General features: G+C 39.0%; 19 protein-coding genes and 1 pseudogene. 14 read left to right on the top strand and 6 right to left on the bottom strand.

Annotation, left to right across the window (positions count from 1 at the left end):
• Positions 1–2: 2 nt before the first annotated feature.
• From AC07WY_RS20530 to rplS, 7 genes are all read left to right on the top strand, one after another.
• Entirely contained in the window at positions 3–3,833 is a 3,831-nt protein-coding gene (locus AC07WY_RS20530; protein ID WP_494737014.1) for a pilus assembly protein, read from the top strand.
• Between the two features lie 11 nt (positions 3,834–3,844).
• Positions 3,845–4,309, top strand: a complete 465-nt coding sequence (locus AC07WY_RS20525; RefSeq protein ID WP_494737013.1) for a type IV pilin protein — start codon at positions 3,845–3,847, stop codon at positions 4,307–4,309.
• Positions 4,303–4,770: a type IV pilin protein gene (locus tag AC07WY_RS20520; RefSeq protein ID WP_262084885.1), complete on the top strand. Its 468-nt coding sequence runs from the start codon at positions 4,303–4,305 to the stop codon at positions 4,768–4,770. Before AC07WY_RS20525 ends, AC07WY_RS20520 begins: the two co-directional genes overlap by 7 nt.
• A gap of 145 nt (positions 4,771–4,915) precedes the next feature.
• Positions 4,916–5,173, top strand: coding sequence for a 30S ribosomal protein S16 (rpsP, locus tag AC07WY_RS20515; RefSeq protein WP_004718284.1), 258 nt, complete (start codon positions 4,916–4,918; stop codon positions 5,171–5,173).
• Positions 5,174–5,200: 27 nt separating this feature from the next.
• Positions 5,201–5,749 (top strand): ribosome maturation factor RimM, encoded by a 549-nt coding sequence (gene rimM / locus AC07WY_RS20510; RefSeq protein WP_004718282.1) that lies wholly within the window; start codon positions 5,201–5,203, stop codon positions 5,747–5,749.
• A gap of 42 nt (positions 5,750–5,791) precedes the next feature.
• Positions 5,792–6,532 carry a tRNA (guanosine(37)-N1)-methyltransferase TrmD gene (gene trmD, locus AC07WY_RS20505; RefSeq protein ID WP_004818651.1) on the top strand — a complete coding sequence of 247 codons (741 nt, stop codon included), beginning with the start codon at positions 5,792–5,794 and terminating at the stop codon, positions 6,530–6,532.
• Between the two features lie 272 nt (positions 6,533–6,804).
• Positions 6,805–7,176 (top strand): 50S ribosomal protein L19, encoded by a 372-nt coding sequence (gene rplS, locus AC07WY_RS20500; RefSeq protein WP_004718278.1) that lies wholly within the window; start codon positions 6,805–6,807, stop codon positions 7,174–7,176.
• Between the two features lie 58 nt (positions 7,177–7,234).
• Here rplS and AC07WY_RS20495 read toward each other — a convergent pair whose 3' ends face one another.
• The 3 genes and pseudogenes from AC07WY_RS20495 to AC07WY_RS20485 all read right to left on the bottom strand — a co-directional run bounded on the left by AC07WY_RS20495 (position 7,235) and on the right by AC07WY_RS20485 (position 10,864).
• The gene (locus tag AC07WY_RS20495) at positions 7,235–8,203 is read right to left on the bottom strand and encodes a lipase family alpha/beta hydrolase (protein ID WP_494737012.1); all 969 of its coding nucleotides are present in this window, start codon (positions 8,201–8,203) and stop codon (positions 7,235–7,237) included.
• 263 nt (positions 8,204–8,466) lie between these two features.
• Positions 8,467–9,440 (bottom strand): annotated as a pseudogene (locus tag AC07WY_RS20490) (esterase/lipase family protein).
• Between the two features lie 389 nt (positions 9,441–9,829).
• A complete protein-coding gene (locus AC07WY_RS20485; RefSeq protein ID WP_494737011.1) occupies positions 9,830–10,864 on the bottom strand; it encodes a lipase secretion chaperone in 1,035 nt (344 codons plus the stop codon).
• 138 nt (positions 10,865–11,002) lie between these two features.
• On the opposite strand from AC07WY_RS20485, the gene truB reads away from it, so the two are divergent.
• The 3 genes from truB (at position 11,003) to AC07WY_RS20470 (ending at position 13,418) form a co-directional block, all read left to right on the top strand.
• A complete protein-coding gene (gene truB / locus AC07WY_RS20480; protein ID WP_262084889.1) occupies positions 11,003–11,908 on the top strand; it encodes a tRNA pseudouridine(55) synthase TruB in 906 nt (301 codons plus the stop codon).
• Positions 11,909–12,034: 126 nt separating this feature from the next.
• Complete coding sequence (locus AC07WY_RS20475) at positions 12,035–12,802, top strand: sulfite exporter TauE/SafE family protein (RefSeq protein ID WP_004718268.1); 768 nt, start codon at positions 12,035–12,037, stop codon at positions 12,800–12,802.
• A gap of 154 nt (positions 12,803–12,956) precedes the next feature.
• Positions 12,957–13,418, top strand: a complete 462-nt coding sequence (locus tag AC07WY_RS20470; RefSeq protein ID WP_004818663.1) for a hemerythrin domain-containing protein — start codon at positions 12,957–12,959, stop codon at positions 13,416–13,418.
• A 235-nt stretch (positions 13,419–13,653) separates the two neighbouring features.
• On the opposite strand, the gene AC07WY_RS20465 is transcribed toward AC07WY_RS20470, so the two are convergent.
• Positions 13,654–14,523 (bottom strand): EamA family transporter, encoded by an 870-nt coding sequence (locus AC07WY_RS20465; protein ID WP_056516700.1) that lies wholly within the window; start codon positions 14,521–14,523, stop codon positions 13,654–13,656.
• A gap of 169 nt (positions 14,524–14,692) precedes the next feature.
• On the opposite strand from AC07WY_RS20465, the gene AC07WY_RS20460 reads away from it, so the two are divergent.
• From AC07WY_RS20460 to AC07WY_RS20450, 3 genes are all read left to right on the top strand, one after another.
• Positions 14,693–16,129, top strand: coding sequence for a tetratricopeptide repeat protein (locus AC07WY_RS20460; protein WP_262084890.1), 1,437 nt, complete (start codon positions 14,693–14,695; stop codon positions 16,127–16,129).
• 14 nt (positions 16,130–16,143) lie between these two features.
• The gene (locus AC07WY_RS20455; RefSeq protein ID WP_262084891.1) at positions 16,144–16,863 is read left to right on the top strand and encodes a metallophosphoesterase; all 720 of its coding nucleotides are present in this window, start codon (positions 16,144–16,146) and stop codon (positions 16,861–16,863) included.
• A gap of 399 nt (positions 16,864–17,262) precedes the next feature.
• A complete protein-coding gene (locus AC07WY_RS20450) occupies positions 17,263–19,299 on the top strand; it encodes a PKD domain-containing protein (RefSeq protein WP_262084892.1) in 2,037 nt (678 codons plus the stop codon).
• A 40-nt stretch (positions 19,300–19,339) separates the two neighbouring features.
• Here AC07WY_RS20450 and AC07WY_RS20445 read toward each other — a convergent pair whose 3' ends face one another.
• Positions 19,340–20,212: an EamA family transporter gene (locus tag AC07WY_RS20445; protein ID WP_262084893.1), complete on the bottom strand. Its 873-nt coding sequence runs from the start codon at positions 20,210–20,212 to the stop codon at positions 19,340–19,342.
• A gap of 274 nt (positions 20,213–20,486) precedes the next feature.
• The gene (gene serA, locus AC07WY_RS20440) at positions 20,487–21,719 is read right to left on the bottom strand and encodes a phosphoglycerate dehydrogenase (RefSeq protein ID WP_004718250.1); all 1,233 of its coding nucleotides are present in this window, start codon (positions 21,717–21,719) and stop codon (positions 20,487–20,489) included.
• A 371-nt stretch (positions 21,720–22,090) separates the two neighbouring features.
• Here serA and AC07WY_RS20435 point away from each other — a divergent pair, with 371 nt between their 5' ends.
• Complete coding sequence (locus tag AC07WY_RS20435; RefSeq protein ID WP_034618040.1) at positions 22,091–23,500, top strand: FAD-binding oxidoreductase; 1,410 nt, start codon at positions 22,091–22,093, stop codon at positions 23,498–23,500.
• Positions 23,501–23,521 lie beyond the last annotated feature (21 nt).

Here is a 23,521-nt window from a genome sequence, read left to right as displayed (position 1 = left end):
TGATGAAAATTAAAAAAATGAAATTGGACTTATTTCAGTGTTTTCAAGCTAAATTTCTTCCGCTATGCATATCTGCAATCAGTACTGGTTTAGTTCTCAGTAGTGTTGCTCAGGCAAGTGATATTGACATTTATCAGGAAGCAAAATCTGGGGATATTACATTAATGATGTTATTTGATATCTCTGGAAGTATGGGAGCACCACAGTTAATTGGTGATAAGGATGCTTGTGATATTCCAAATGGGGCTAAGGTATCAAGTAATTCTTCAGAACTATCAACAAATGGCTCTCCTACATATACAAGGTATTACTGTGTGGTAAATGGGCAAAAATATTATGATCGAATTACGCGTTTAAAGGATGCGATGTTTGATTTATTGAATGGAAATAGTGCGAAAGGTATTTCTGCAATTTCTGATGATAAAATTATTGGTTTATCTGCATATTCATTTAATGGTACAGGTGGAAACGGTTTTGTACTAGTCCCAGCTCGTAGACTCAGTGATAACGTTACAATAAATGGAATAACAAAAAAACATAGAGCAATTCTATTGGATGCTGTTGCAAATAAACTGTATGCACGTGGAGGTACTCCTACGGGTAATGCTTATGCCGAAGTAGCCTCCTATTTAATGGGTACTAAAACATTTAATGATAGTGAGTTAAATAGTTTTACCTCTGGATATGGGGCACCTGTATATTTTAGTTATACTTCTGGGAATACTACTTATTACACTCAATGTAATAGCTGGAGTAGTACTGGGGCATGTACCTCATGGCCTGGACCTAATACACAAAACACAGCAGCTCGCCCGTTTAATTTTTTACCAATGGATTTGTCGAATTACACCACAAGCGCTTGCAATGTCTCATTGCAAAATTCTTCAGGAACTCAAACAGGTACTTGTTATTATTATAAAGGTAGTATTGTACGTAGTTTAGATGATTCGCATGGTTTTAATTATACAACAGCAACTAAAAATGCTATAGGGACTCGCTATGCAATGCCAGAATCATTAAGTCAAACAGAAACAACAAAAAAGTGTAGTGGGCAGGGAATTTATGTCTTAACAGATGGAGCTCCTTCTGGTCAACATGATCAAGCCAAAGCAATGAAAAATGCACTAAATGGTGCGAGTTTTTCTTGTATAGAACAAGCTGGTAATGGAACAACTCAAATTGCCACAAGTTGCGCTTTAGCATTTAATCAAAAGTTATTAGATAGTTCTAATCCTGCAGGTGTGAAAATTAAAACAGCTGTAGTTGGTTTTGGTAATGGTTTTTCTAATTTAGAGTCATATGATCCTAAAAAGAATCAGGAAGATAATTTAGCAGCATTAGGACAAATTAATACTATTCAAAAGGCGGCTGCCGAGTGGGGAATTCGAGGCGAGGGAGGATGGTATTCAGGTTCAAGCTCTCAAGATGTTGTGAATAGTGTTAATAATTTTATTAATAGTTTATCTACTGAAATTCCAGCAGTAACTACAGGTTCACCAACTATTACGAGAGACGCTTTAAATCCATCAGTATTACAAAAAGAAGCTTATTATCCCCAATTTCAGCCAACTCCAGATAAATCTTATCAGCTATGGTCTGGTAATTTAAAAAAATACAACGTGGTTTTAGGTATATTGAAAGATAAAGGTGGAAATTCAATTACTGACTCACAAGGTCGCATTATTGACAACTATGATCTTTGGGCAAGGGCAATTAATGATGCAGTGAAAGATGCAGATGAAAATACAATTGGAAGCAAGAAATTTGCATTAGTTGGGGGAGCAAAATCAAAGCTTGAATTACGTACGACAGCAAATACTGATAATCGTAAGTTATTAACCAATCGGATTATAAATGGTACAGGTAGTTCTGCAACTTTCGTAAATAGTACAACCTTAAGACAAGTTAAATCGACAGATTTAATAGACACAAATTATAAAAATGACATCAATCGAGGCTATTTAATTTCATTATTGGGTTATAACGTTGATGCTTCAAATCCTAATGGGATTAACATAACAACAGCAGCTGAATTGCGTCAGGTTGGTGCTGTGATGCATTCATCCCCTATACTTTTAACAAATAAAGGAACAATAACATACACAGACAATGTGTTGGGATCAAAAGATCGAGAAGACTATGTGCTGTTTGGGACAACACAAGGACTATTGCATGTAGTAGAAGCTGAAACTGGCAAAGAAAAATTTGCTTTTGTGCCAAATGAAATGGTGGAAAGTCAGAAGCAAGCTTTTTTAGATTATAAAACGACTTCTGGTGGAACAGGAAATCTCTTTTATGGTGTAGATGGACCATGGACAACATATACAGAATATGTTGTAAACAGTGATGGTGCCTTGACCGTAGGTAAAGGAGTGGATTCCCAACAAGGTACTCAATTGGCCTATGGTGGTTTACGTATGGGAGGGCGAAGTTATTATGCACTTGACCTAACAAATATGAATGATCCCAAGTTAAAGTTTCAGATTTCTCCAGCAGATAGAAAAGTTTTTTACAACGGCTCAAGTCGTGAATTTGATCAACTACAATATATGGGGCAGAGTTGGTCTAAGCCTACAATTGCATGGGTGAAGTGGGGGAAATCTCGTAAACGTGTGATGTTTGTAGGTGGTGGGTATGATGCTGGTGGTGATGATGGTGATGCACGTACTGGTGGTGTAAAAGGTGCTTATGCTGGCTATGAAAGTGATTCATATAACCAAACCAATCAAAAGGGTGGTGGGGTGTATATGTTTGATGCTGATAATGGCGACTTGTTGTGGTGGGCGAGTGCAAATGCATCAGCGACCTCTTCTGCGACAGCGAATAGTGGCGTAATGAGCACAAAAAATGATAATTTAAAATATAGTGTGGTCAGCGAAATTCGAGCAGAAGATCGTAATAGCGATGGCCTTGTAGATCATTTGTACTTCGGTGATTTAGGCGGGCAACTCTTCCGTATTGATTTAGACAATACGGCAACCACATTGGGTAGCTTTGCCAAGACACCTAAAATGCTCCTGAATTTACATGGAACAAATGGCACTAGCCCTAGATTTTATGAAATGCCAGCATTTTCTGTATATGATTATGCAGGGAATACTTTTGCTGTCATTTCTATAGGCAGTGGAAATAGAAGTGTGCCATTGGTTGATTATACTGTTGGTACAACTGGGCGTGACTATGATGCAGTTTATAATATTTATGACAAAGATGTGACTGCTCGTGACTTATTTAAAACTACATATACATCAAAACTGACTACAGCATTGACTTTGTCAAATTTGGGGGAGGTGACTCAAGCGAATAGAAATGATAATACAACCCCCGTTGCACCTTATTCAGGAAATGGCTGGTACTTTAAATTCAGATCGCAAAAGCCTCAGAGTGCCAAAGTATTTGCTACACCAGTTGTGTTGAATAGCAGGATGTTTGTCACAACGTTTGATGGTAGTAAAGATGGTCTTTCAGGTGATTGTGGTGCTGGTGTAAAAGGTGAAAGTTTTATGAACCAATTCTGTATGCCATTTGGACAATGTGTGAAAGCGACTGGTGGTTCAGGCTCTAGTGATCCTGAATGCTCATCTGGTGATGGCTGTAGTGTGGGGCCAGGTATCCAAGTACCACCTATTGTTGATGATAAAAACAAATGCGACCCAGCAACTGACCCAAATCAATGTAAAGAGACTCCAAAGCCGAATGATGGTACGAATAACAAAAACTACTGTATTACAACAGGTAACCGTGGTGCGGCAGTAAAAAGTGGTATTGTTTCAACAGGTTCTAGCCATATTTGTTTAGTACCTCAGCGCTGGTTTGAATATAGCAGTCGCTAAGAGGAACAAATATGAATGGAAATTTAAAAAGTTCTTTGGGCTTTACATTAATTGAACTTATGGTTGTGGTGATAATTGTTGCAATATTTGCAGCAGTTGCCATTCCAAGCTATCAAAGTTTTGTTCGTAGATCTACAGCAGCACAGGCACAACAAGAAATTCAGCGAATTGCTACGCTTTTAGAGCGCAATAAAAGCCGCAATTTTAATTATCTAGGTTTTACTATTACTCCAGATCCTTTTGTTATACCTACAGGATCAACAGGAAGCGCCGTAAAATATTCGATCACAGTCATGGATGGAACCGATTCTTCTAGGGCATTAACAAATGCTGCGGCAGCTGGTCAAGATTACATCATTCGAGCATTATCAACGGACGCTAAAAACTTTAGTTATGTGTTGAGTAGTACAGGGTTTCGTTGTAAAAAACTAGGGATAACAATGGATTATAGTTGTGAAGGGGCTGAAGCATGGTAAATAAGCGAAGTGGCTTTACACTAATTGAACTGATGATCATTGTTGCGATAATCGCAATCTTGGTTGCTTTTGCTTATCCTTCGTATCAGGAGTCTATACGCCGTACCAAACGGGTAGATATGCAAGCCTCCATGCAACAAATCGCTTCTCAAATTCAACGATATAAAATCGCAAATTTTACCCTGATAGGTGCAACCAAAACTGATTTAGGTATTGAAGCTAATTATCCTATTCAAGGAGCAGCGTTATACACAGTGAGTATTTCACCAGTAGATAGTGCAGGAAAGGTTACATCTAATTCATGGTCTATAGTAGCCACGCCAGTCACAACTGGAGGGCAAAAAGGGTATGGTGATATCGTATTAAACTCACGTGGAGAACGTTGTTGGACAAAAGGTACAGATCTAAATGGCGGAACGCCATGCACCCCATCAGCAACCACAAATTGGGATGGTAAATAAAAATTAAATTCAAAATTGTGGATAAATAAAATTTGATCTTTCTTTCATGACAAAGATAACGTAAAATATTGCCCTCTATGAAAGGGGTTTGAAATGTATCGATGGTCGGTACAAGGATAATCCGTAAAAACTATAAGGTTCTATCATGGTTGTAATTCGTCTAGCACGCGGTGGTGCTAAAAAACGTCCGTTCTATCAAGTAATCGTAACTGATAGCCGCAATGCGCGTGACGGTCGTTTCATCGAACGTATTGGTTTCTTTAACCCTACAGCTCAAGGTAAAGCAGAAAAACTTCGTTTAGATGCTGACCGTTTTGCTCACTGGGTTGCTCAAGGCGCTCAACCGTCTGAACGTGTTGCTTCTTTAGCTGCTCAAGCTAAGAAAGCTGCAGCTACTGCATAATTAAATCTTTAATTAGGCAGTAAGCCCATGACACCAGCACAGAATGTGCCCGAAGATCGTATTCAGATTGGACAGCTACGTTCAGCATATGGATTAAATGGGTGGCTCTGGGTCTATTCCAATACAGAACCTATGAGCAACATATTTGACTACCTTCCTTGGTACATTGAGACCAAAGCAGGTTGGCAAATTGTAGACGTAAAACGTTGGAAACCACATGGTAAAGGCTTGGTTGTTTCGTTGAAAAGTGTGAGTGATCGCACCGCAGCAGACAGCTTAGTTGGCGCAAATGTTTGGATTTCAAAATCGCAACTGCCTCAAGCAGGCGTGGACGAGTATTACTGGTCTGATTTAAAAGGTCTAATTGTATTAGGTCTGAATGAAGAAGAACAGGAAGTAAATCTTGGTCAAATCCACGAATTGTTTGAAACAGGTGCCAATGATGTCATGGTTGTTCGTGCAACAGCAGATAGCATCGATGGCGAAGAGCGAATGATTCCATGGCATAAAGATGTGGTACAACGCGTTGATCTCGAAGCTGGTCGTATCTATGTCAATTGGGGCGTAGATTTCTAATCCGATAAGGATTGGCGCAGCAGGAAAATAGAGGAGTCTGCGATGTTTTTTGCAGTCATTACGCTTTTTCCTGAAATGTTTGAAGCGATTACAGCGTACGGAATTAGCGGACGAGCGGCAAAGCGTGACATTGTACAAGTTCATTGTATCAATCCGCGAGAATTTGCTGAGGGTAACTACAAACGAGTGGATGAACGTCCATTTGGTGGTGGTCCTGGTATGGTGATGATGGCTGAGCCTTTGGCAAAAGCAATCCACCATGCAAAAGAGCTTGCAAAGCAAGCAGGTGCAGTTCATGTTCCTGTGGTGTATATGTCTCCACAAGGGCAGACCTTAAATGAACCTGCAGTACAACAATTTGTTGAATATGACGGATTAATTGTGCTGTGTGGACGTTATGAGGGAGTTGATGAGCGTTTGATCCAAAAATATGTTGATCAGGAATGGTCGATTGGAGATTACGTATTATCAGGCGGTGAACTCCCTGCGATGGTTTTATTGGACAGTATTATTCGACGTTTGCCGAATACCATGTCAGATGAACAATCAGCAGTGCAGGACTCATTTGTGGATGGTCTTTTAGATTGCCCACAATATACCAAGCCAGATCATTTTGAAGGTTTGGATGTTCCTGAAGTACTTAAGTCAGGGCACCATGCCAATATTGAGAAATGGCGGTTTTTGCAACGCTATCAACGCACTTTAGAACGCCGACCTGAGTTGGTGGAAAAAGTTGAGTTGACCAAGCAGCAAAAAAAATGGCTAAAAGATGAGCGAGGGTAGGCAAGCATTGATCATGTTTGTTTCAACGCACGTCAGAAGCTGTACTTCTTATTAGTAATACAACAATTCATCATTGTTGGCCTGCGGAATGTGAGTTCCATAAGAAGTCGGCTTCGAGAAAATACTTATGATTAAGTACTTATATTAGGCTCTTTATTGATCTGAATAACATCAGCAATAAAGGGAAAGATAAACGGGTTGATACGCGATTTAGCCTCTATCCCCAGCGGTTGTGCAGACCTCTTCTGTCCCGCAAAACGGAGATTCCCACAATGAGTGGTAAACATCCTTTAGTTCAAGCAATTGAAAACCAACAGTTAAAAACTGACCTCCCAACTTTTGCTCCTGGTGACACAGTTATCGTTCAAGTAAAAGTAAAAGAAGGTGATCGTGAGCGTCTTCAGGCTTTTGAAGGCGTAGTTATTGCGAAGAAAAACCGTGGCTTGAACTCTGCGTTCACAGTACGTAAAATTTCTAGCGGTGTTGGTGTTGAGCGTGTATTCCAAACTCACTCTCCAATCGTTGCTAAAATCGAAGTGAAACGTCGTGGTGACGTTCGTCGTGCTAAGCTTTATTACCTACGTGAATTGTCTGGTAAAGCTGCGCGTATTCGTGAAAAATTACCAGCACGTAAACAAGGTTAATTTTAACTTTGCTTTACAGCTAAAAAAATGCGCCATTTGGCGCATTTTTTGTTTCTTGCTAAAGTCCTTGTAGTTTTAGGCGATTGGTATGTTCACGATAGACTTGTACTGGGTCTGGTGAAAAAATTGCACGCAATCCTAAAATTTGATTGACCTCATCTAAGTGATTCCAACGATAATCATCACGAATCGTTTTGCCAAATTTGGCACTACACCGTGGAACTAAACCATCATTATCACGACCAGCATTAATTAATAAACTTGTGCCAAGTAGGGCCGAATCCAAGTCGAGAAGATTTGTGACGGCTGTATTGCCCGTAAATGAATAGAATTGAATCCCTTTTTCTTGATAAGCCCCTTCACCACAAGCTGTGGTGCCAACGCCCATCGGGAATTTACTGTTAAATAGCGCAGAACCTTCAATGGTGAGGCTTTTCCCACCTGCCAACGCATCATGGGGAAGTTCTTTCGGGTCAAGACCTTGCGCCCAGACAATTGCTTTTGAAAATAAATTGACCACACTCACCAATGGGCCTTGAAGTGGCGAGCCTTCTATACTTAAGATAATGTTTGCAACAGGGCTGCCTTTTTGTGGTGAACCAACAGCGGTTACAGATGCAATTTGGTTAGGCATGATGCCTGCGACATAACGGCTGGTTGGGCCACCATGGGAATGTCCAATCAGGTTGACTTTTTGATTGCCGGTAATTGCCAGAATCTCTTCTACTTGCTGAGCCAATTGCTCACCACGGACTTCAGTAGAATTAAAGGGTGATACTCGCGTAGCCCATGTATTGGCGCCGTTGCGAGCCAAATCTGGTAAAATTTGATACCAGTAGTCTAATCCTAAAACATCACCAGCACGAATAAACCCAGCCATACCGTGCACAAATACCACAGGATATTTGGTTTTTGCATAGTCCGAGTTTACTTTACTGACAGTCACTTTTTGCGCATTATTAGTTGCATATGCGGTTGATAATGTACTCGCCAGCAGTAGACTCGCGATAATACGTCCATATTTCATGTTAAAACTCCATCTATTTTATTATTGGGCGATTTACATACCTCAATTTTAAATGTATTGAGTGTAAAGCCTCGATTCTGATCATGTTTGCAGGAACGCAAACTTTAACTTCTTTGTTTTTTTAAATCTCATATCAAATCAGATTCTGGAATTCGAAATTCAATACGATGTTCAATATAAAATTTGAATCCAGAATCATTTACTATTCAACTATAAAATATACTGAATGAACAGTACATTTTATCGCCTCTCATCGGCAATATTTACAAGCCTTGTAATTTCAGACGATTGGCATGTTGACGATATTGAGCAAGTGGATTCGGCGCAAAAAATAACCCACGTAGCCCTAAAACATGATTGATTTCATCCATGTGTGTTTGACGGTAATTGTCCCGAATCACTTGCCCATAATGGGTATTGCAACGATTCATCATGCCATCGTTGTCTAGATTTTTATAAGACAAAGGCGCGAGTGTGGAAATGACGCCATCCATAACATCAAAAATGTTGGTGAATTGAGCTGTACCCGTCCAAGAATAATGATAAACACCATTGGCTGTTACTTTTTGACCATTACCACAGTCTTTGGGAATCGCAGCGCTTGGAAATTTTGCATTAAATTCAGTAGCCCCTTGTTCGCTCACACTTTGTAAAGAGTTATTTAGGCTGAGGGGGAGGGATGGATTACCTTCGAGAAGTGTAATCACAGGTGCTAAGATATATTGACTAAAAACTGTCAGAAGCGTATTTGCGCCTGGTTACTTAAAATATCATCCGCGATCTTAGAACCTTTAATTGCCCCTGCAACAGCAGTTAAAGAAGCAACTTTTGTGGGTGCAACGATTTCAATATAGCGAATTGTTGGACCACCATGACTATGTCCAATCAGATTGACTTTGGGTGAGCCAGTCAGTGCGATGACTTCATCGACTTGCTGTAAGAGCTGTTCACCACGAAGCTGTGTCGATTCCAATGGGGAGACTTGTGTCGCATAAACTTTTGCGCCATTGCGAGCTAAATCAGGGAGGATCTGATAGAAATAATCTATGCCAAAGGATGAAGGCCCTAGACGGGTGAAACCGAACATCCCATGATTAAATACAATCGGATATTTGGTTTTTGCATAGTTTGAACTGACATAACGTGGATTTACAGTTTGTAAGCCAGATGCAGATGCAGTCATCGAACTTAATCCAATGATTAAACTCAGGGCGAAAATATTGATCTTAAATTTCATATTAAAATACTCTTGTTGTTTTTAAGTGAATTGTTGATTGACATGAAGTCTATGTTATAAGCTAAAAGTTGCTTACAACCCTTATGATCTCAAGCGATTGGTATACCATCATTATCGTTATTGCTCTAAATCAAAGGTGCAAGTTGCATTGAAATCGTGTCAATCCCGAGCAAGTTTTTAGTTTGTGTGCATCCTCCTTATAGGTGGTTGTTAATATTATTTTCCACTTTGTATCCGCAGACTTGTAGGTATCCCTGAGTCATAAATCTACAGAGATACCTGTGTCTGGCTTGCAAACTCAAGCCATAAAACGTGCTATAAACGCATAATCTAAATATTTTTGTTTTCGCTTTTTTCATCATTTTAGCGATGCGCTATGTATTTCATGGCTAATTTGCAAAGGGTAATTTGCCTCCCTGATCATGCACAGTTTCAAAAGTTTGTAATCTGAGTTGCTCTTGTTGATTTGCAAATTGTTGTGATTTCAATTGTTCTACAGCACGCTGTTTGGCTGAATCACTCAGATTGCTTTTGAGGATATTGTCGCGCTCAGCAAGGTATTGATTAACTTTGCCTTTCCAATCATTTCGTTGTACATCAAGCGTTTCTAAGCGTTGTGTCGCCTCAGGTCCCACCAGATTGGTACGCATTTGACGGATCTCTTGTGCAGAACCACCACGTGCCTTAATCTCCGCTGTCAGCTTTCTTAAGTCTTCAAGTTGATTGAGTTGTTGTAAATTCTCTTTCCAGTCTTCAGGGAGTTGCTCAAAAAGTTCTTTGAGTTTTTGCGCTTTTTCAGCCGCAGATAATTTTTGATTATCCATAATTTCTAAGCGGTCTACCGTATATCGGTCATAGGTATCTTGTGTGCCAAATAAGCCTTGAATTTCATAATCCGAGAAGAATTTTTTTCTTAAGTTTTGAGTGTTGACTAAGATCTGCTGATAATACTTTGCGCTTTCTTTATCTGCAGTAGGTGCTTGTAAATCGCCTAATTTACTTCTGTAATCAATATAACGTGTCCAGAGATCATCTAACTGCGATAGTAGAGGCTCTTTATAGCTGATTTTGGTATAGCTGAGAAAATCGGTTTTGATTTGCTCAATGCTTTTTTCACCATATTGGGTGATGAAATATTCAAAGCAATCTTTGGTTTGTTCATTGACAATTAAGCGATTGGAGGCATCTGCACGGATTTGGCAATTAATTTGCGTGTCTTGTTGGCTTTTGCTAGCAAAACTCAGTGCTTCAGACGCAGGAAGATGAGCTGAAGCCAGTTGTCCCATCTGTTGTTCATGTGCTTTTTCTGAAGCTGGTGGTGTTTCAGTCGATTCTGTATTGGGTTTCAGCCAAAAAATTACGGCTAAAAGAATGATCAAGAGACTACCAATGATGATCCCAATCATTTTTTTAGATAGATCCATCTAATATTCCTACTATTTTTAGATTTTTTATTGAAAAAATAATTTGCCATAGAATTCGAAATTTCAAACAGAAAATTTGTAAAAATAGACGAATGGTTTTTGCTAAAATAGCGCATTATTCTCCGTATCTAGACCAATATGTCTTCAAAAGCTCAGAAAATACCGCGTCGCCATATCAGTGGTGTTTTTTTATTGAATAAGCCTTTAGGCATAAGTTCAAATGCGGCGCTACAAAAAGTGCGATGGTTGTATCGCGCTCAAAAGGCAGGGCATACAGGGGCGCTTGATCCTTTGGCATCTGGACTTTTACCAATCTGTTTAGGTGAAGCGACTAAATTTTCACACTATCTGTTAGATTCGACCAAGCGTTACCAAACGACTGTTCAGCTCGGGCATAGTACGACCACGGGTGATGTCGAAGGCGAAGTCTTACTTGAAAAGGCCGTACCTGAATTAAGTGAAGACAGTATTCAACAGGTTTTGGCGCAATTTACTGGTGATATTCAACAAGTTCCGCCAATGTATTCAGCCTTAAAAAAACAAGGCCGTCCTTTATATGAGTTGGCGCGTCAGGGAATTGAGATTGAACGTGATGCACGCCCAATTCATATTTTTGCCATTGAGCTAATTGCGTTTAATCAGCACAGCCTGACCTTGGATATTACTTGTTCTAAAGGAACGTATATTCGAGTTTTGGGTGAAGACATTGCCAAAGCATTGGGAACTTACGGGCATTTAACGTATTTAAATCGAACTCAAACAGGTCATTTTGATTTGATACCAGAATATACCATTGAACATTTGGAAAGCTTGACTGAACAAGCGCGTGAAGCCTTGTTGCTGCCTGTCTATGCACCAATTGATCATTTTTCTAAAGTTCAGGTGCCTGAAGGACGTGCGGAATATTTTAGTCGTGGTATGGAAAGCAATATTGAGCATGCCGCCGAAGCTGAAGTCTTGGTTTTTGATGGCGACAAATGTTTAGGCTTGGCTGAAATTACCGATAAAAAGCGTTTAGTGCCTAAACGCGTGCTAAATCTTTAATTTCGTTTCATTGTTAGAAAATAACTCAGTTTAAATCTAAGCCTGATTAAGCTAAAGCAGGATTAAGCCAGAGCACGGTTAAGTCTCCCAGCGTTAATAGACGCCTTTAAAAGATAAGTGAATGTTATGGAATTTGATATCATCCTCAGTTTAGTATTCTTTGCCTTTTGTGCAGGGGCAATTGATGCCGCTGTTGGAGGTGGGGGACTGATTCAAATTCCTGCATTAATGGGTGCTTTACCGCATTATCCTACCGCCACAGTTTTTGGAACCAATAAACTGGCTTCGATTTGTGGAACGGCTTCGGCTGCTTTTTCATACTTAAAACAAGTCAAAATTCAGTGGAAGCTGTTGGCAGTGATTGGAATCACTGCATTTATTAGCTCATTTGGTGGTGCTGCTTGTGTCTCACTGATCCCCCAGGAAATTTTGCGGCCATTTGTATTGTTTATGTTGATTGTGATCGCAATCTATACATTTTTTAAGAAGCAATTTGGACAAGTCCATTTTCAACAAGAAATCACGCGTAAAATGTTATTGATTGCGGGTGTTGGTGGTTTATTAATCGGCTTTTATGATGGGATATTTGGGCCAGGTACGGGTAGTTTTTTCATCTTCTATTTTATTCGTTATCTGAAAGTTGACTTCTTGCATGCATCGGCGCTTTCCAAAATTGGCAATTTCATGACCAACTTTGCCGCACTGAGTTTCTTTATTCCCACTGGACATGTGTTATTTCAATTGGGCCTACTGATGGCTGTTGCCAATGTGTGTGGTTCATTGGTTGGTGTGAAAATGGCACTGAAATATGGCAGTGGTTTTATTCGTATTCTATTTTTGATTTTGGTCAGCATTTTGATTTGTCGCTTGGCCTATCAAATGTTTGTTGCGTAATTTGCTAGATTCCCTCGTCAATTTTTTTTGATACAAAAAAGCTTAAACTTTGTAAGGCTTTTTTTTGATTTGTCTTCTAAGATTGTTGGTTTCTTGATCGAAAAATCACAAACCGAAGCAATGGAAGGTAAATATCATAAAAAGAGGGATTTAGATGAATATATTTGAGGCTTTGAGAGAAAGCCATATCATTCAGAAGGATTTGTCAGAACAATTAACGCATACCTCAGGCGATAGTCCTGAACGAAGGAAAATTTTTAATTTATTAAAAAATGAATTATTTGCTCATGCGATTGCGGAAGATCGCTATTTTTATATTCCGTTAATGATGACGGATTCTGGTTTAAATATTACCCGTTTGGCACTGGCTGAACATCATGAGATGGATGAAATATTACAATCACTAGAACAAACAGATTTTAGCCACTCTCGCTGGTTGGTTTTGGCGAAACGATTAGCTGAAATTATCGCGCATCATATTCAACAAGAAGAGCATTCTTTTTTTCAAAAAGCGCTAAAGATTTTAGATGAAAATCAAAAATTAATCCTAGCAAAGAAGTACCTATCCGAATATAAAAAGTATAAAGCAAAAGACCTTATCCGCTTGGTTGGCTAAGTCTGTTGGCTTGTATTTCGTTGACTTGTCTACAAAGGCAACTAAAAAAATTGAAGCTATAAAGTACCCAGAGAATGATGAGCAGATTGCTGAACGATATTTACAATTTTTTTTTAAGTTAATGAGACGCCTCCCATCCATCATATATTTACGCTGATCTTCTTCACTTCCTTAAGATCGCGTAAATATGGTCGGGATTCTGTATGACTGGCAGTGGGTCAGTATTGAGAATGTTTTAGTGAGCATTTGAGCTTTTCGCCGCTCTAAACGTTACCCCTACCGAGGCAATCATAATGCAGATTAAAGCAACGGTTTGCCAAGCAGTAATATGTTCATTCAGTAAAACCATACCTGAAATTGCGGCAAGTGCAGGGGATAGACTCGATAAAGTACCATAGCTCATTTTGCTTAATTGTTTTAAAGCAAGCAGATCTAAGGCATACGGAATCGCTGTTGCTAAAAGTGCAATCAGCAAAGCTTTGCCCCAGTACTGTGTTTGTAGCAAGGCATCTGGGTTATGTACAGCACTGATTGGCAGCATAACCAAGGCCGACAAGACGATTGCAATACTCAGCGCATGCATACCAATATTTTGTCGTACAACTTTTTGCCCAAAATAAATATAACTTGCCCAACAAACACCTGCACCCAAAGCAAAAGCAGCACCAAGATAGGAAAAATTATGTGCGGTCGCATCTTGCCAAGGCACCATCAAAGCAATACCAATGATGGCAAGAAACACCCAAATATAGTCAGTTTTTTGTTTAATCGAGAGCAGTGCCAAAGTCAGAGGCCCTAAAAACTCTAGTCCAACAGCAATACCTTGAGGCAGTTTGCCTAAAGAGGCATAGAACAGCACGTTCATCAAACAGACTGAACCACTATAGTAAAGTAGCTCATTCCATCTTAGATAAGGTAAACGCTTGATAATTTTCCATGAACGGAACATTAAAATAATTAAAATAGACGCAAAACATAATCTTAAGGTCACGACGGTAATCGGATCTAAAACCTCAAATAACTGTTTCGCAAATGAGGCACTGATCTGATAAGCCACCATAGATAAAACCATGAAGAGCACAGCAGTGAGTTGAGAATTTGGCATATCTAAGGTGAAGAAAAATATTGCACAGATTTTAGCACTTTCTCGGATTTATTTGAGTATTTCGCGAATAGATGAATATTGATTCAACATTTCCCTTTGAGATTCAGCTGAGTCCTCTGTAAGATGGGAATGATTATACTTGCAATGGCACATGTGTTAGGAATAAAAGATGTCAGGAAACACCAATAAAACTGAAAATTTAGGCTTAAATGCGACAGAACTTTCACAAGCAGAAACTTGGTATATCGATGTACTTAAATTAGAACAACAAGGTCTTGCTCAAAATGAGCAAGACGCTCAAGCGCGTGTTGATTTGTTGGTCAATGCCTCTAATCAGAATTTTGCACCTGCAAGTACTTTGTTAGGACAGTGGCATGTTTTAGGCCGTTATGTAAATCAAAGTGTGCAGTCAGCTCTTCTTTTTTTTCAACATGCAGCAAAGCTTAATCATGCATTGGCTCATTTAGAACTTGCTTATCTTGGATTGAACAATGCAACAGATCAATTGACAAAAGCACAAGCCCTAATGCATTTGCAACAGGCAGTTCAACTGAATCATCCAGAAGCAATTTTTGTTTATGCACAACAACAATTGTCACAAGATCCACAGTCTGCGTACTTATTACTTTTAAATAATTATTTAAAAAACCAGCATCAAAACAGCCTGAAGTTTTTTGTAGAGTTTTCAGGATTTGATTCGATCAAAGTACAAAATGAATTGTTAAAAATTGCTGAAAAAGACCATTTTTCCTGTGCTTTATTGGCGTTTAGTTATTTAAAACAGAACAATCTTGATGCTGCTTTAAAATATGCCGATATCGCGCAAGAACATAATGATCCATTTGGCTGCTATGTTCGCGCACTTATTGAACAACAAAGTGCTAAAGCGGATGCAGCAGTTGTGCAAGAGTTTTTACTTAAAGCTGCAAAAAATGGACATATCGAATCTGCTTATTTAGCTGCAGTAACACTGTTAAAAAATTCGGAAAATGCCAAAACTGAGCAAAAGCAGAAAGAATATGCAGCACTTGCTTTTGATTTATTATCGCATGCTGCTGTTTCAGGCAATGTTCCAGCTCAATATTCTTTAGCACAGTGTTTACGCTATGGTATGGGAACTGAGAAAAATCTTGATCAAGGCATTTCTTGGTTAGAACGCGCCGCAATGCAAAACCATCCAGATGCACAGTTTGAATTGTCGATGTTACTGCCTTTAGAACATGAACATCACCTCCCATTATTAAATTCAGCCGCAGAGAAAGGCCATGTTCAGGCCATGCTGTGTATGTCGATTTTTGAGCAACGTCAAAACAATGCGGATGGGGCATTATTCTGGTTAAACAAAGCCAAAGAGTTGAAAGTTCCACGTGCTTTTTTCTTATTGGCACAAATGTATCAGGAAGGTAAGTGTGTAGAGGCTGATCTGACCCAAAGTGCAGATTTGTTTAAACAAGCTGCCGATCATGGCGATATCGACTCTTATTTTGAATTATTTAAAATTTATAAAGATGGAATCGGGGTGCGTAAAAATAAAAAAACTGCTGGCAAATATTTGGATTTAGCCAAAGAAAACCAGCATATTGAAGCAGCTTCAATTGAGTTTTAATCAAAGATCAGTCTATGTCTGAATTATCGCAACACAAGCTCGCGCATGTAGCGACCTATACTCATGAGGCAGGTCGCTTGTTTGTGGTAGGCGATATACATGGTTGTTATGATTTGTTGATGCAACAGCTTGAACGGGTTCAATTTAACTTTGAAAAGGATCTATTGATAGCTGTAGGGGATCTTGTTGATCGTGGTCCTGACAGTTTGAAATGTTTGCATCTGCTTGCAGAGCCTTGGTTTAAAGCTGTTTTAGGCAATCATGAAGAAATGTGCTTATTGTCGCAGATCGATCCGATGATGAAAGATATGCATGCGCATCATGGTGGAGAATGGTTTTATGCATTAAGTTCGGATCAGCAGCAACAAGTCATCGATCAATTAAACACTTTACCCATACTATTAGAAGTCATTTATCAAAATAAGAAGTATGGCTTTGTGCATGCCGATATAGATCTAAATGATTGGGATGCGTTTAAAGTTGCCACACGTTCTAAAAGTCGCGAATTGGCGTTATGGGGTAGAGGGCGAATTAAAAATAAACGTTTTATGCGTTATTCAACGGTTGTTGGTGTAGAACAGGTTTTTCTAGGTCATACCGTGGTTGATTTTGTCACCAAGAAGCATAATTGCTATTTTCTAGATACGGGCGCTTGTTTTGGAAGTGAACTAAGCCTTGTTGAAATAGATCAAAACCGCCCGATAGAAAAACAAGTGTTTGTGCTGAAGTCATAACTTGATTTTTCTATTGTTTAAAAAATTTTAAGCGTTCAGGCTATTTATTGTAGTGAATTTTATATGGCTATTACTTAAATTTGATCTGTGTTGTGGAAAAATAACTCTTTAATTAAATAATACATAGATATAAAAGCATCAATTATAAAACGCATAAATATAAGATATTGAATTATAAGTTAAAATATAAATTTCCAATCAAAATCATGCTTTCATTTATCAATATTCAATCAAATTTTTTGTCATCACTTGCTTTGATACAGCAAGTATCAACGGTGTTTGATTGAGAAAGATATTAAAATATTTTTAAAATAAAACAGCTATTATTAATAATTAATTCACAGTAATATAGGTTATCGTGATGGATATCGCGAATTAAATAACAATAAGGTGACGACAATGATGAGATCGAAAAATTATATAAAATGGTTTCTTTTTGCATGGCTAAGCTTACTTTTGTTGGCTTGTAACTCTTCAACTCAATTTGAACAGGGGCTTACAGCCAAATTTGAATATAGTCCAACAGCGCCAAGTATCGGTGAAGTTGTCAAATTTGATGGAACGAAAAGTACGGTTGATCAAAAAAAAGAAGCCAGTGCAATTGCTAGTTATGCTTGGAACTTTGGAGATGGTTCAAGCGGAACAGGTGCTACAGTTGAACATACTTATACGAAAGTTGGTCAATATACCGTGAGCCTGACGATAACAGACCTAGCAGGTCGGACTGATTCAACTACACAGAAAATAGAAGTAAAACAGGGAGCAACAACGATAAACCGCGAGGTTTTAGTCTCAGCTCAAACGGTTGATGGTGCTTCGATTCCAAATACAAATATTACAATACAGGGGCAAAGTGTTAAAACAGATCAAAATGGTCATGCGACTTTGAATCTGATACTTCCTCAAAACACACAAAAAGTGGTGGCTAAATTTGAAAAACAAGGCTTTATCACGCAGTCGATTGTTTATGATGTTGCCAATTTAAAAGCAATCTCAGCAAATTTATTGGCCATTAAACAAGTTGTGCCTGTGCCTGATATCTCTGCCGCTCAAGTGATTCAATCCTTAAATTTAGGTGCAAGCATTAGTATCCCTGCCAATGCTTTTGTAAAAGCAGACGGCAGTCTTGCTACTGGCGCTGTGACTGTTGAATTTACCCCATGGGATATCACCAATCGTGATTTAAATGCAATGCCTGCCAATGGTGTAGCACGCGATGTGCAAGGCAATATTGTGGATTTGATCAGTGCGGGAATGATTACAGCCACATTTAAAGATGCAGGTGGTCAGGAATTACAACTTGCAGCTGGTAAAACAGCAGATCTTCAAATGAACCTGCCGATAAAGAGTATCAATAATCAACAGATGAAAGCAGGTACACAAATTCCAATGTGGTATTTTGATGAAGCGAGTGGTTTGTGGATTGAAGAGGGTATTGGGCAGGTGATGACGTCAAATCAATCACCTACAGGCCTTGCTGTACATGCAACAGTGAAGCATTTTTCAACATGGAATTGGGATTTTAAATTTGTAAATGCAGGTTCAGTCTTTGTGCAGTGTCAATCCAATGGTGAGGGGATTCCATGCAATGTGACTGCAAAAATCAGCTTAAATGATGGTTCATCTTTAACCAAATCCAACAGTATTCCTAAAGAAGGATTGACGGTGGTGAATATGCCTTCGAGTGGTTCAATTCATTGGACTGCAAAAGATTTAACAGGCACGATGCTGGGTGAAAAAACTTCGACAACCTCAGGTAATGTGATTATTGATCTTGGAAAATCAGCCACAGATCATTTTGTAAAATGTACACTACCCAATGGGACGTCCGTAGCATGTTTTGGCAAAATAAACGACCAGTTGGATTTTTCAATATCGCAAGATGGCGGTCGGTTCCTCACAGGTATAAAAGACCCTGACGGGCAGTTGGATTGGTCTGCACAAACAGCTTTAATTTTTGAGAGTAACCAGTGGGTACGTTATAAAGGTCAGCAAACTTCAGGTTTAACAGGCAATGTTAATATTATCTTGGCAGATCGTGAAGTTGTTTATGTCAGCAATCAAGGCTTGAGTTTCCCGATTGTCTGTACCAGTATGATTGAGGATCCTTTAAATGGGACCACTGAGCCCAATGGGAATTGGGAAGTTGTTCCAGAATTAATTGGAAAGTCATGCAATATAGAAATCACGGTATATAACATAAATGGTAGCAATGAGATCTTAACCTATAATGCAATCTATGGAAAACCGATGCAAATTCAATTACCAAATCAATATTCAGGTTTTGATTCAGCAGGAAAAGGTCCTATTACTTATTTAAGTATTTATGCAAATATAGAAGGCAGTAGTGGTGACTTGGTTGAACGAATTGGTTTTGAACTAGAACCAGATCCGAATAGCATGATAAAACTAATTATGGGGGCACCTGATTGGTAGGTTTTAGATGAGTGAATTGAAACCACCTTTCGAGGTGGTTTTATCCTTTATGCCGTGCTTTTTGTGTGGTTACGGTGCAACCAATTGACGCACTAATGATCGTGGCTAATGCCAACCATTGAGTCCATAACAATTGTTCATTTAAGAAAATAAATCCTGAAAATGCTGCAATTGCAGGTTCTAGGCTCATTAACGTGCCAAAGCTTAAAGCAGATAAATTTCTTAATGCAATCATTTCCAATGAAAACGGCAAGGCACTTGCCAAGATCGCCAACGCAATAAAATAAATTAAATTTGAAGGTTCAAAAACCTGTAAAGGCATCCCAGAAAATAAGGCAATTGGCATTAAGCACAACATGCCTACAAACATCCCCAAGCATACAGTATGGTTTCCAGAAACCTCTGAAGGTCGTTGACCTGCAATAATATACAGCGCCCAGCAAGCGCCAGCAGCTAAGGCAAATGCAATACCAATAGGATCGAGGCTTTGCTTTGCCTGATCAAATGGAAACAGTAAAACCAGTCCAAGTACTGCAAGCCCAACCCAAATAAAATCGAATTTTTGTCGTGCATGAAACAGGGCCACACTGAGCGGTCCAATAAATTCAAACGCTACGGCAATGCCGAGCGGAATACGATGAATCGATAAGTAAAATAAAGCATTCATTCCTGCAAGGGCAATACCATAACTGATGATGGATGACCATTTCACCTGTTTAAAATTGACCTGCCAAATTTTAAAAATCACGGCCAAAATCAATGAGCCGAGCAATAAACGCATAGCGGATATGGTAAGGACTGGAAATTGATCAAATAATGTTTTTGCTAATGCGCCACTGCTTTGCATACTGATCATGGCAATGAACAATAGAACTAAAGCTTGCAGGTGTGGTGCATTTTTTAAATTTGGCATTGTTTCTGAAATTTAGAGTAAGGGGCTTGGAGGAAAATCTCCGCAACAGGCTTCTTATATAAAACAATTTAGATGAAATGCTCATGTAATTTGCAAAGCTTATTGTGCCTTAGATAGTACACTGTCTTTGTAGTGTAGGGTGAGAGAAGATGCCAAATAGTTTATTAAACAAATAATTTAACTTAAAAATATGTTATCGGAAAGAAGTGACAGATTTATAAATCCCATAAAAAAACCACAGGCAAATACCTGTGGTTTTTTAATTTAAATCGTCTTAGAACAATACGCGAACGCGGATTGTGCCTTCAACTTCATGAAGGGTATCAAGCGCTTCTTGAGATGCAGTTGCGTCTACATCCATCACCAAGTAACCGACATCACCTTTAGTCATTAAAGACTGACCAGAAATGTTGATGCCATGCTCAGCGAACAGGTTGTTAATTTTAGATAACACGCCTGGCACGTTTTTATGAATGTGTAGTAAACGGTGTTTACCTTCAGTCAATGGAAGTGCGATTTCAGGGAAGTTTACTGCAGATAAAGTCATACCTTTATCTGAATAAGCAACAAATTTTTCAGCAACTTCTAAACCGATATTGGCTTGCGCTTCCATGGTTGAACCACCAACGTGAGGTGTTAAAATCACATTGTCTAGGCCACGAAGTGGAGAAACAAATTCTTCACCATTGGCTTTAGGTTCTTTCGGGAATACGTCAACAGCTGCACCAGCAATATGACCAGATTTAATCGCATCTGCCAAATCTTCAATAACAACACATGTACCACGTGCAGCATTGATGAAGATTGAACCTTCTTTCATTTTCGCAAATTGAGCTTTTGCAAAGAAATTACGTGTTGAAGGAACATCGGGTACATGCAGTGTAACAACATCTGCATTTGCAAGTAGTTCGTCTAAAGAACCCACTTGACGTGCATTACCCATAGGAAGCTTAGTCACAGCATCATAATAAATGACGTGCATACCCATGCTTTCAGCTAAAACTGAAAGTTGAGAGCCAATAGAGCCATAGCCCACGATACCTAAAGTTTTACCACGCGTTTCAAATGAACCTACCGCAGACTTGTTCCAACCACCGCGGTGAGTTGAAGCAGATTTAGCAGGCACACCACGAAGTAAAAGAATTGATTCTGCAAGAACCAATTCAGCAACTGAACGAGTATTTGAGTATGGTGCGTTAAATACAGGAATACCACGAATCATGGCTGCATTTAAATTCACTTGGTTTGTTCCGATACAGAAACAACCCACTGCGATCAATTTATTCGCAGCTGCAAAGACTTCTTCAGTTAATTGTGTACGGGAACGAATACCAATGAAGTGTGCATCTTTAACCGCTTCTTTCAACGCTTCACCCTCAAGCGCAGTTTTACGGTAATCGATATTGGTATATCCGGCAGCATTTAACGTGTCGATTGCGTTTTGATGAACGCCCTCTAACAACAAGAAACGAATTTTATCTTTAGGTAGTGAAAGATGTTGGCTCATTACGGCTCCGCTACAAAGGCCAAATTTAGTCGCAATATGATACCATAGACCTTGTTCTATAGATATTTCGATTGTGACAGTACAGTGGATATTTTATCTACGATTTCTGATAAGCATTATTCAAAAATTAAATGAAATGCTAATGCATTGATTTTTATAATGCTTGAAGCACACTTTATACACAAAGTGTGGATAATGTGAATCAAATCTGTGCTTTATCCTCAGCAGTCATCTAGGTAAAATACTGCTAAAATCAGTAAAGCTGCCGATTTCAGCTATAAAAATGCTGAAAAATTTTCACAGACTGATTTAAAATCTCGAATGTTGTATAGCACAACCTCTTATTTACTTCTTGCTAGGTCCGCAAAACGATGAATGCTCCAGTAACGATAGCACCTGAATTATTGACCCAATTGACGCAAATCGTCGGTGAAAACCGAATTAAAACCGATGCTGACAGCTTAGAAAATTGGGGCAAAGACCATACTAAGCATTTTGAACCTCAGCCATCGGTTATCGTTTTCCCATCGAGCACAGAGCAAGTGCAAGCAATTGTTCAATTGGCCAATCAGTTTAATGTTGCGATTACCCCATCGGGTGGTCGTACAGGTTTATCAGCAGGTGCTGTTGCTGCCAATGGTGAAATTGTCGTGAGCTTCGACAAAATGAACCAAATTTTAGAATTTTATCCAGCTGACCGTATGGTACGTATTCAAGCGGGTGTAGTGACTGAACAGTTGCAGAACTATGCAGAAGAACAAGGGATGTATTATCCGGTTGATTTTGCTTCTGCGGGTTCATCACAATTGGGTGGCAACATTGGAACCAATGCAGGCGGAATTAAAGTGATCAAATACGGGATGACTCGTAATTGGGTACTTGGTCTGACCGTGGTGACGGGTAAAGGTGATGTATTGCGTTTAAACAAAGGCATGATTAAAAATGCTACAGGTTATGCAATGCAACATTTATTCATTGGTGGTGAAGGGACTTTAGGCTTAGTGACTGAAGCTGAAATTAAACTTGAACGCCAACCGCATGATCTACAAGTGATGGTATTGGGCGTTCCTGATTTTGATGCAATCATGCCTGTATTACATGCATTCCAAAGCAAAATTGATTTAACTGCCTTTGAGTTCTTTGGTGAACTGGCGATGCAAAAAGTTTTGGATCGTGGTCATGTACAACGTCCATTTGAAACAGAATGCCCATTCTACGTTTTACTTGAATTTGAAGCGCCGTATGAACCAATTATGGATGCTGCAATGGAAATCTTCGAGCATTGCATGGAACAAGGCTGGGTGCTTGATGGGGTAATGAGCCAAAATCTTGAACAAGTTCAAAGCTTATGGCGTTTACGTGAAGACATTTCTGAAACGATTGCCCCATTTACTCCGTATAAAAATGATATTTCAGTATTGATTACACATGTTCCTGCTTTTATTAAGGAAATTGATACAATTGTTGCTGAAAATTATCCTGATTTCGAAATCTGCTGGTTCGGCCATATTGGTGATGGAAACTTACACTTAAATATTTTAAAACCTGTGAATTTATCTAAAGATGAATTCTTTGCTAAATGTCAGGTGGTAAATAAGTATGTGTTTGAAACTGTGAAGAAATATGACGGTTCAATTTCTGCAGAGCATGGCGTAGGCATGACCAAAAAGCCTTATCTGGATTACACACGGACTGCTGAAGAAATTGAATATATGAAAGCCTTGAAGAAAGTGTTCGATCCAAATGGCATCATGAACCCAGGTAAGTTATTTGATCTGTAATGATTTAAATAGCTCATTTGT

It is taken from the genome of Acinetobacter sp. GW821-FHT01C12, from assembly GCF_059422625.1.
Note: the sequence above shows the minus strand (reverse complement) of the source record. Positions and strands in the feature narration are given on the sequence as shown.

What these genes read in the sequence shown, in the direction of transcription:
- AC07WY_RS20470 (WP_004818663.1), top strand. Translation starts at nt 12,957, where the DNA reads ATGAATATATTTGAGGCTTTGAGAGAAAGCCATATCATTCAGAAGGAT.
- AC07WY_RS20475 (WP_004718268.1), top strand. Translation starts at nt 12,035, where the DNA reads ATGGAATTTGATATCATCCTCAGTTTAGTATTCTTTGCCTTTTGTGCA.
- AC07WY_RS20485 (WP_494737011.1), bottom strand. Translation starts at nt 10,864, where the DNA reads ATGGATCTATCTAAAAAAATGATTGGGATCATCATTGGTAGTCTCTTG.
- AC07WY_RS20465 (WP_056516700.1), bottom strand. Translation starts at nt 14,523, where the DNA reads ATGCCAAATTCTCAACTCACTGCTGTGCTCTTCATGGTTTTATCTATG.
- AC07WY_RS20450 (WP_262084892.1), top strand. Translation starts at nt 17,263, where the DNA reads ATGATGAGATCGAAAAATTATATAAAATGGTTTCTTTTTGCATGGCTA.
- AC07WY_RS20435 (WP_034618040.1), top strand. Translation starts at nt 22,091, where the DNA reads ATGAATGCTCCAGTAACGATAGCACCTGAATTATTGACCCAATTGACG.
- AC07WY_RS20455 (WP_262084891.1), top strand. Translation starts at nt 16,144, where the DNA reads ATGTCTGAATTATCGCAACACAAGCTCGCGCATGTAGCGACCTATACT.
- AC07WY_RS20495 (WP_494737012.1), bottom strand. Translation starts at nt 8,203, where the DNA reads ATGAAATATGGACGTATTATCGCGAGTCTACTGCTGGCGAGTACATTA.
- rplS (WP_004718278.1), top strand. Translation starts at nt 6,805, where the DNA reads ATGAGTGGTAAACATCCTTTAGTTCAAGCAATTGAAAACCAACAGTTA.
- AC07WY_RS20445 (WP_262084893.1), bottom strand. Translation starts at nt 20,212, where the DNA reads ATGCCAAATTTAAAAAATGCACCACACCTGCAAGCTTTAGTTCTATTG.
- AC07WY_RS20525 (WP_494737013.1), top strand. Translation starts at nt 3,845, where the DNA reads ATGAATGGAAATTTAAAAAGTTCTTTGGGCTTTACATTAATTGAACTT.
- AC07WY_RS20460 (WP_262084890.1), top strand. Translation starts at nt 14,693, where the DNA reads ATGTCAGGAAACACCAATAAAACTGAAAATTTAGGCTTAAATGCGACA.
- serA (WP_004718250.1), bottom strand. Translation starts at nt 21,719, where the DNA reads ATGAGCCAACATCTTTCACTACCTAAAGATAAAATTCGTTTCTTGTTG.
- rpsP (WP_004718284.1), top strand. Translation starts at nt 4,916, where the DNA reads ATGGTTGTAATTCGTCTAGCACGCGGTGGTGCTAAAAAACGTCCGTTC.
- trmD (WP_004818651.1), top strand. Translation starts at nt 5,792, where the DNA reads ATGTTTTTTGCAGTCATTACGCTTTTTCCTGAAATGTTTGAAGCGATT.
- AC07WY_RS20520 (WP_262084885.1), top strand. Translation starts at nt 4,303, where the DNA reads ATGGTAAATAAGCGAAGTGGCTTTACACTAATTGAACTGATGATCATT.
- AC07WY_RS20530 (WP_494737014.1), top strand. Translation starts at nt 3, where the DNA reads ATGAAAATTAAAAAAATGAAATTGGACTTATTTCAGTGTTTTCAAGCT.
- rimM (WP_004718282.1), top strand. Translation starts at nt 5,201, where the DNA reads ATGACACCAGCACAGAATGTGCCCGAAGATCGTATTCAGATTGGACAG.
- truB (WP_262084889.1), top strand. Translation starts at nt 11,003, where the DNA reads ATGTCTTCAAAAGCTCAGAAAATACCGCGTCGCCATATCAGTGGTGTT.